The 7,550-nt window shown below is 61.9% G+C and carries 16 protein-coding genes and 1 pseudogene; all 17 read right to left on the bottom strand.

Annotated features, from left to right (window positions below; genetic code table 11):
• Window positions 1-6: 6 nt before the first annotated feature.
• Window positions 7-555 carry a 50S ribosomal protein L6 gene (rplF, locus tag AC3LCN_RS05485; RefSeq protein ID WP_488649061.1) on the bottom strand — a complete coding sequence of 183 codons (549 nt, stop codon included), beginning with the start codon at window positions 553-555 and terminating at the stop codon, window positions 7-9.
• Window positions 556-567: 12 nt separating this feature from the next.
• Window positions 568-966, bottom strand: a complete 399-nt coding sequence (gene rpsH / locus AC3LCN_RS05480; RefSeq protein WP_445844442.1) for a 30S ribosomal protein S8 — start codon at window positions 964-966, stop codon at window positions 568-570.
• A gap of 4 nt (window positions 967-970) precedes the next feature.
• Window positions 971-1,156, bottom strand: a complete 186-nt coding sequence (locus tag AC3LCN_RS05475; RefSeq protein ID WP_488649060.1) for a type Z 30S ribosomal protein S14 — start codon at window positions 1,154-1,156, stop codon at window positions 971-973.
• A 10-nt stretch (window positions 1,157-1,166) separates the two neighbouring features.
• Complete coding sequence (rplE, locus tag AC3LCN_RS05470) at window positions 1,167-1,706, bottom strand: 50S ribosomal protein L5 (RefSeq protein WP_488649059.1); 540 nt, start codon at window positions 1,704-1,706, stop codon at window positions 1,167-1,169.
• Entirely contained in the window at window positions 1,703-2,083 is a 381-nt protein-coding gene (rplX, locus tag AC3LCN_RS05465) for a 50S ribosomal protein L24 (protein ID WP_488649058.1), read from the bottom strand. Before rplX ends, rplE begins: the two co-directional genes overlap by 4 nt.
• Window positions 2,083-2,451, bottom strand: coding sequence for a 50S ribosomal protein L14 (gene rplN, locus AC3LCN_RS05460; RefSeq protein ID WP_445844446.1), 369 nt, complete (start codon window positions 2,449-2,451; stop codon window positions 2,083-2,085). The genes rplX and rplN overlap by 1 nt, the downstream gene beginning before the upstream one ends.
• Window positions 2,448-2,729, bottom strand: coding sequence for a 30S ribosomal protein S17 (gene rpsQ, locus AC3LCN_RS05455; protein WP_488649057.1), 282 nt, complete (start codon window positions 2,727-2,729; stop codon window positions 2,448-2,450). Before rpsQ ends, rplN begins: the two co-directional genes overlap by 4 nt.
• An 8-nt stretch (window positions 2,730-2,737) precedes the next feature.
• Window positions 2,738-2,941, bottom strand: coding sequence for a 50S ribosomal protein L29 (gene rpmC / locus AC3LCN_RS05450; protein WP_488649056.1), 204 nt, complete (start codon window positions 2,939-2,941; stop codon window positions 2,738-2,740).
• A gap of 155 nt (window positions 2,942-3,096) precedes the next feature.
• A pseudogene (gene rplP / locus AC3LCN_RS05445) lies at window positions 3,097-3,498 on the bottom strand (50S ribosomal protein L16); the annotation flags it as partial.
• A 2-nt stretch (window positions 3,499-3,500) separates the two neighbouring features.
• Window positions 3,501-4,175, bottom strand: a complete 675-nt coding sequence (gene rpsC / locus AC3LCN_RS05440; RefSeq protein WP_445844449.1) for a 30S ribosomal protein S3 — start codon at window positions 4,173-4,175, stop codon at window positions 3,501-3,503.
• A gap of 2 nt (window positions 4,176-4,177) precedes the next feature.
• Window positions 4,178-4,522 (bottom strand): 50S ribosomal protein L22, encoded by a 345-nt coding sequence (gene rplV / locus AC3LCN_RS05435; RefSeq protein WP_488649055.1) that lies wholly within the window; start codon window positions 4,520-4,522, stop codon window positions 4,178-4,180.
• A complete protein-coding gene (gene rpsS, locus AC3LCN_RS05430) occupies window positions 4,519-4,803 on the bottom strand; it encodes a 30S ribosomal protein S19 (RefSeq protein ID WP_488649054.1) in 285 nt (94 codons plus the stop codon). Before rpsS ends, rplV begins: the two co-directional genes overlap by 4 nt.
• Window positions 4,804-4,819: 16 nt before the next feature.
• Entirely contained in the window at window positions 4,820-5,647 is an 828-nt protein-coding gene (gene rplB / locus AC3LCN_RS05425) for a 50S ribosomal protein L2 (protein ID WP_488649053.1), read from the bottom strand.
• 2 nt (window positions 5,648-5,649) lie between these two features.
• Window positions 5,650-5,952: a 50S ribosomal protein L23 gene (gene rplW / locus AC3LCN_RS05420; protein WP_488649052.1), complete on the bottom strand. Its 303-nt coding sequence runs from the start codon at window positions 5,950-5,952 to the stop codon at window positions 5,650-5,652.
• Complete coding sequence (gene rplD / locus AC3LCN_RS05415; RefSeq protein ID WP_488649051.1) at window positions 5,949-6,563, bottom strand: 50S ribosomal protein L4; 615 nt, start codon at window positions 6,561-6,563, stop codon at window positions 5,949-5,951. Before rplD ends, rplW begins: the two co-directional genes overlap by 4 nt.
• Window positions 6,563-7,186, bottom strand: coding sequence for a 50S ribosomal protein L3 (gene rplC / locus AC3LCN_RS05410; protein ID WP_488649050.1), 624 nt, complete (start codon window positions 7,184-7,186; stop codon window positions 6,563-6,565). Before rplC ends, rplD begins: the two co-directional genes overlap by 1 nt.
• 9 nt (window positions 7,187-7,195) lie before the next feature.
• Window positions 7,196-7,504, bottom strand: coding sequence for a 30S ribosomal protein S10 (gene rpsJ / locus AC3LCN_RS05405; protein WP_445823293.1), 309 nt, complete (start codon window positions 7,502-7,504; stop codon window positions 7,196-7,198).
• Between the last annotated feature and the right edge of the window lie 46 nt (window positions 7,505-7,550).

Here is a 7,550-nt window from a genome sequence, read left to right as displayed (position 1 = left end):
CGCGGCTCACTTGGCACCAACCTTTCCGGCCTTACCGGCCTTGCGGCGGATGACCTCGTCGACGTACTTGATGCCCTTCCCCTTGTATGGCTCGGGCTTGCGAAGCGAGCGGATCTCTGCGGCGATCTGGCCGACGAGCTCCTTGTTTGCACCGAGAACGGCAACCTTCGTCTGGCCGTCCACTTCGAAGGTAATCCCGGCCGGTGGGTCGATCTCAATTGGGTGGCTGTAGCCAAGGGCAAGTGTCAACTTGTTCCCCGCCTTCGCGGCGCGATAGCCGACGCCGTTGATCTCGAGATCGGTGCGGAAGCCGGTCGCAACACCCTCGACCATATTGGCGATGAGGGTGCGGCAGAGGCCGTGCATCGCGCGGTTGGTCTTGCTGTCATCGGGACGCGCCACGGTAATCACATCCGCCTCGAGGGTGAACGTGATTGCGCCCGGGATCTCACGGGAGAGGGTCCCCTTCGGCCCGGTGACCGAAACGGTTCGACCCTCAATAGTGACCTTCACCCCTGCTGGTACGGCGATGGGCTTGCGTCCGATTCGTGACATCAGTCCACTCCCCTACCAGACGTAGGCGAGGATCTCGCCACCGAGCTGGGCCTTGTGGGCCTGCGCTCCAGTCATGATCCCCTTTGATGTGCTCAGGATGACAACACCGAGGCCGCCGAGCACGCGCGGAATCTCTGTCTTACCAGCATAAACCCTTAGCCCAGGCTTGCTGATGCGCTTGAGGCCTGAGACGACTGGCACCTTGCCATCGACGTACTTCAGGGTGACTTGCAGGTAGTTCTCAGGGCCCTTCTTGGTCTCCACGAAGGAGGCGACGAACCCCTCATCCACAAGGATGCGCGCCATCTGGAGCTTCAGCTTGGAGGCTGGGACGAGCACCTCAGCATGCCGGGCGCGCGACGCGTTCCGGATGCGAGTGAGCATGTCTGCAATTGGATCAGTGACGTTCATATTCTCAGAAACTCGACTTCGTGACGCCCGGGATCATTCCGACCAGGGCGCGCTCTCGGAAACAGATTCGGCAGAGGCCGAATCGACGGATGAATGCACGTGGGCGCCCACAGAGGGCGCAACGGCTGTACTTCCGCGTAGAAAACTTTGCCGGCGCTGCCGACTTTAGTACCAACGACTTCTTCGCCATCTCAGCCCCCTCAGTTCGCGAACGGCATGCCGAGCAGAGAGAGAAGCTTCTTAGACTCCTCATCGCTCTTCGCCGTCGTTACGATTGTGACTTCGAGACCTCGAAGTCGGTCGATCCTGTCGAACTCTACCTCAGGGAAGGAGAGCTGCTCCTTCATGCCCAGGGTGTAGTTGCCACGGCCATCGAATGATTTGCCCGACACGCCGCGGAAGTCGCGGATGCGTGGCAGGGCGACGCGGGTGAGTCGCTCAAGGAAGTCCCACATGCGCTCGCCACGCAGGGTGACCTTCGCGCCGATTGGGTTCCCCTCGCGGACCTTGAAGGTGGCGATGGACTTCTTCGCCTTGGTGACGATCGCGCGCTGACCGGTGATCAGGGCGAGATCACCCACGGCCGCATCGATAGCCTTGGCGTTCGTCAGTGCCTCACCGAGGCCAATGTTGACCACGATCTTCTGGAGGCGTGGCACCTGCATCGCGTTCGTGTAGCCGAACTCGCTCTTCAGGGCCGGAATCACTTCAATCGAATAACGCTGCTTCAGCTGGCTCACTTGGCAGCCTCCTTCTTGCCACCGATGACGGTGCCGCAGCGGCCACAGAGGCGCTGCTTCTTGCCATCCGCGGTTCGTCCCGCCTTGAGGCGGATCGGTCGGTCGCACTTCGGGCAGACCACAGCGACCTTGGCGAGGGCGAGCGGCATGGCAATCTCAATGATGCCACCAGGCTCAACCGTTGGCGCCTGTGAGCCGTTCGCCATCTTCTGGCGTGGCTTCTGATGCTTCTTGGCGATGTTGAGGCCGGTCACAACAACCTTGCCTGGAGCCACAAGGCGCTCAACGCTGCCACGCTTCCCCGCATCCTTACCGCTGAGCACCGAAACGGTGTCGCCGACGCGAATCTCTGTGGTCGTTTCGTAAACTGAACGCATTAGAGCACCTCCGGCGCGAGTGAAATGATCTTCATGTAGTCGCGATCGCGCAGCTCGCGCGCGACTGGCCCAAAGATACGGGTGCCTCGTGGGTTGCCGTCAGCGGCGATCAGCACGGCGGCGTTCTCATCGAAGCGGATCACGCTGCCATCAGGCCGCGAGATCTCCTTGACGGTGCGTACGACAACTGCCTTCACGACATCGCCCTTCTTGACGCCAGCATTTGGTGTCGCCTGCTTCACTGCCGCGACGATCACGTCGCCGACGTAAGCGGTGGTGGCCCGGCCGCGACCGAGGATGCGGAAGCACTCAATGACCTTTGCACCAGAGTTGTCGGCGACGCGCAGACGGGTACCGGTCTGAATCACAGTGCCCCCTCCTGTGACTCGCCGCGCTTCACAACCTTGACGAGCGTCCAGCGCTTGCGGGCGCTGAGTGGTCGGGACTCTTCAACGGTGACGAGGTCACCGATCTTGGCGTCGTTGAGCTCGTCATGCGCCATGAATCGGGCGGTACGGCGAATGACGCGCTTGTAGATAGGGTGCTGTGCGAGGCGCTCCACAGAGATCACGATCGTCTTGTCACCCTTATCGCTGACTACACGGCCGGTCTGTGTCTTGCGCTTTCCTAGATGCTGCTCGCTCATAACTCCCCCTATGCCTTCTGTGCGGCCTGGCGCTCGGCCAGGACCATCAGCAGGCGCGCGATGGTCTTGCGCGTCTTGTTCACGACACTCGTGTCTTTCAACTGACGGGTCGACAGCTCGAATCGAGCCTGCCAAAGGTCACGCTTCGCGTCAGCGATAGCCTGAACCAATTCAGCATCAGTCATATTGCGGACCTGGGCGATCTCAATCATGCCTCAACCTCCTGGGCAGGCTTCACTGGCTTCACGAGCTCAGGCTCCTTTGGAGCAGCCCCGCCGGCGGCTGGAGCCTCTTCCGTCGTAGGCAAGCCGAGGGCCACCTTCTGCAGGAACTTCTTGCCGAAGACGACCTGACCGAGGTCAGCCGCGCGCTCCACGATCACCGTGCTCACAGGGAGCTTCATGCCCGCGAGGCGGAAGGCCTCTACGGCCTCTGGTCGCGTGACGCCAGCGATCTCAAAGAGGATGCGCCCTGGCTTGACCACGGCGACCCACTGGTCTGGAGCGCCCTTACCGGAACCCATGCGGGTTTCGGCAGGCTTCTTGGTGATTGGCTTGTCGGGGAAGATGCGGATCCAGACCTTGCCACCGCGGTTGATCTGGCGCGTCATTGCGCGACGGGCAGCCTCGATCTGGCGGGCGGTGACCCAGGCTGGCTCGGTCGTGGCAATGCCGAAGTCGCCGAAGGCCACGGTGCGACCAGACTTAGCAGGACCGGACATGCGGCCTCGCTGAACCTTGCGCCACTTGACTCGCTTCGGCATCAACATCGTTATGCCCCCGATCCTGCGTTTTCAGAGAGCGGCTTCGGCTTCAACACATCGGCCGGAGCGTCGCCGCGGTAGATCCAGACCTTCACGCCAATCTGACCGAATGTGGTCGTGGCGTGGAAGACGGAGAAGTCAATATCTGCGCGAAGCGTGTGGAGCGGAAGTCGGCCGTCGCGGTCCCACTCGGTGCGACTCATCTCAGCGCCGCCAAGTCGACCGGAGACCATGATCTTTACGCCCTTTGCGCCAGCCTTCATCGAACGCTGGATCCCCTGCTTGAGCGCCTTACGGAAGGCGATTCGTCGGACCAGCTGTGCGCCGATGGATGCGGCAACGAGATAAGCGTCGAGGTCTGGCTGTCGGATCTCTTTGATCTCGAGCTTCACCTTGCCGGCGCTGATCTCACCGATCGCAGCACGGAGCACTTCGACGTTTGCGCCGCCCTTGCCGATCACAACACCCGGCTTTGCCGAATGGACGGTCACGGTGACGTAGTTCAAACCGCGCTCGATCTCAACCTTCGAGATGCTGGCCGCAGCCAACTTCACGTCGATCAACTTGCGAATGCGCAGGTCTTCCTGGAGGAGCTTGGTGTAGTCCTTGTCGGCGTACCACTGGGCAGACCACGTCTTCGTGATGCCGAGTCGGAAGCCTACTGGGTGAACCTTCTGTCCCATGGTCAGGCCTCCTTTGCGCTTACGACGACGGTGATGTGGGTCATTGGCTTATGGATGGCGAAGGCTCGGCCCTGCGCGCGAGGTCGGAAGCGCTTCAAGGTTGGACCCTCGTCGGCACTGGCGTCGACCACGAAGAGGCGGTCGGCCGGAATGCTGTGGTTCGCTTCGGCGTTGGCCGTTGCGCTCTTCAATACGGAGGCGACATCGCGGGCCGAGGAGTGCGGCAGGAAGCGCAGGATCGCCGTGGCATCAGCCACAGACTTCCCCATGATCGCTCGCACCACGAGCTGAGCACGGCGGGTCGAGCCGCGCACGTACTTCGCCGTTGCCTTCACGCGAATGCTCACGAGGCTACCGCCGTTGTGCGATCCACGCGCTGGTGGCCCTTGAAGGTGCGCGTTGGCGAGAACTCGCCGAGGCGGTGCCCGACCATGTTCTCGGTGATGAAGACGGGCACATGCTTGCGGCCGTTGTAGACCGCGACGGTGTGACCGATGAAGTCTGGGTAGATGACCGATGCGCGCGACCAGGTCTTCACGACGCGCTTCTCATTGATCGCGTTCATTGCCTGAACGCGCGCAAGGAGCCGCTTCTCGATGAACGGAGCCTTCTTAGACGAACGTGACATTAAGCCTCCTCCTCGATCAGCGTGCGTGTCGCGAGCGGACGATCAGCCGCTGCGTCAACTTATTGCGGCGGGTACGAAGACCCATCGCAGGCTTGCCCCAAGGCGTCTTAGGAGGCATACCCGTTGGAGCCTTGCCTTCGCCACCGCCGTGAGGGTGATCAACCGGGTTCATTGCAGAGCCGCGGACTTCTGGACGTTTGCCCATGTGTCGCGCGCGCCCGGCCTTACCGATCGCCATGTTCTCGTGGTCAAGGTTCGACACCTGGCCCACGGTTGCCATGCAGAGAAGTGGGACGAGACGCATCTCGCCGGAGGGCATACGAATGGTGGCAAAGGCGCCCTCTTTGGCGACGAGCTGTGCGGCGGTTCCGGCGGAGCGGACCATCTGGCCACCCTTCCCTGGAACCAACTCGATGTTGTGGACGGTTGTACCGAGCGGCATGCGACCGAGCGGAAGGGCGTTTCCGACCTTCGCTTCAGCATCTGGGCCCGAGACCACGTTGTCGCCGACCGAGAGGCCGTTTGGCAGGAGCATGTAGCGCTTCTCACCATCGGCGTAGTTGAGGAGGCCGATGCGCGCCGAGCGGTTTGGATCGTACTCAACGGTCGCCACGCGGGCTGGCACGCCGAACTTGTTGCGGCGGAAGTCGATCTTGCGATAGAGGCGCTTCTGCTCGCCACCACGGTGACGAACGGTGATCTTCCCTTGGAAGTTTCGCCCTGAACCACGCACGAGCTTCTCGGTGAGCGGCTTGTGCGGCTCATTGGTCGTGATCTCGTCGAACGTTGGCATGGTCATGCCACGGACGCCGGCGCTGGTTGGCTTCAATCGACGAAGTGCCATGGTTAGACTCCTTCGAAGAACTGAATCTTCTCGCCAGGGGCGAGGGTGACCATGGCCTTGCGCCATGGGGTCGTCTTACCTGGGAAGCGGCTGCGGGCGAGGGTGCCGCGCGTCTCCTTCGCCTTAGTGGTGAGAACGTTGACCTCCTTCACCTTGACGGTGAAGAGCGAGGCGATGGCGGCGGCAATCTCGATCTTGGAGGCGTCGGCGTGTACGGCAAATGTGTACGTGCCGGTCTGCGACTGCAAGATCGACTTCTCGGAGATCACGGGGCGAATGATCGTCTCGTGTGGGGTGCGGTTCATCCGTATACCTCCTGGATCTCAGCAAGGGCCGCCTGCTCCACGATGATCGTGTCGGCGTTGATGAGGTCAACGACGTTGAGTGAGTCGGCGCGCAGTACCGAGAGGTACGGGATGTTCGCTGCAGACTTGACGAGTGCGGTCCCAACTGTTGGCGAGACCACGAGCACATGCTTGCCAGCCTTGAGGGCGGTGCACATACCGGCGATGAGCTGGGTCTTTGGCGTCTCGATACCGAGCACGTCAATGATCTTGAGGGTTTCGACCTTGGCGGCGAGGGCGCCCAAGAGGGCTGCACGGCGCATGCGCTTTGGGAATGGAATCTCGTGGGAGCGAACCTGTGGCCCGAAGACAACACCGCCGCCCTTCCACTGTGGCGAACGGGTGGAACCCTGTCGTGCACGACCGGTCCCCTTCTGCTTCCATGGCTTGCGGCCACCACCAGCAACGGCGCCGCGCTTCTTCGTCGCGTGTGTGCCAGTGCGTCGGCCGGCGAGCTGCGAGACAACGGCCTGGTGGATGAGCGCCTCATTCACTGGCGAAGAGAAGGCGGCCGGCAACTCAACCGTTCCCACCTTGGCTCCAGCTTTCGAGAAGACGTCAACGGTAGTCATTAGATCTGCTCCGCCTTGCTCACCATGACGAGTGCGTTCTTCGCGCCAGGAACCGAGCCCTTGAGGAGCAGCAGGTTCTGCGCGCCGTCTGAGCGAATGATGGTGACCTTCTGGATGGTGGTGCGATCGACGCCCATGTGGCCAGCCATGCGGGTGCCGCGGTAGACACGACCTGGGGTCGTACCGGCACCAATCGAGCCTGGCTCGCGGTGATGGTCGGCGCCGTGGGTCTCAGGTCCGCTTGCGAAGCTGTGGCGCTTGATCGTTCCGGCGAAGCCCTTCCCCTTGGAGATGCCCGTCACATCGACGAGATCACCATCGGCGAAAAGGGTGACGTCAAGCGTCTGGCCCAGGGTCATCCCCTCGGTCGAATCGACGCGGAACTCACGAACAACGGAGCAGGCTGGCAGCTCGCCCTTGAACTGGCCCTGGTCGGGCTTGTTCAGTCGGCGCTTCCCAGCCTCAATGCCGAGCTGCACAGCGGTGTAGCCGTCCTGATCTGGGGTGCGGAGCTTCGTGACGGTGTTTGGCTCGATCGACACCACGGTAACGGGCACAGAGGTGCCGTCCGGGGCGAAGATCTGAGTCATCCCGACCTTACGGCCGAGCAGTCCAATCGTCATTCCACTCACCTACATCTTAATTTCAATGTCGACGCCGGCTGCGAGCGTTAGTCGCATCAGCGCGTCGACCGTCTTTGGGGTCGGATCAATGATGTCTACCAGGCGCTTGTGTGTTCGAATCTCGAACTGCTCTCGGCTGTCCTTATCGATGAACGGCGAGCGCAGCACGGTGAACTTCTCAATGCGCGTTGGCAGCGGCACCGGACCAATCACATCGGCGCCAGTGCGCTGAGCCGTCTCAACGATCGTCTGGGCAGACTGATCGATGAGGCGGTGGTCATACGCCTTGAGCCGAATGCGGATCCGCTGCTTCGCCATCTGCTACTCGGTGATCTTCGTGATCGAGCCGGCGCCAACGGTGCGG

The sequence above is a fragment of the Candidatus Limnocylindrus sp. genome (genome assembly GCF_040397215.1).
Taxonomy (GTDB): Bacteria; Chloroflexota; Limnocylindria; order Limnocylindrales; family Limnocylindraceae; genus Limnocylindrus.
Note: the sequence above shows the minus strand (reverse complement) of the source record. Positions and strands in the feature narration are given on the sequence as shown.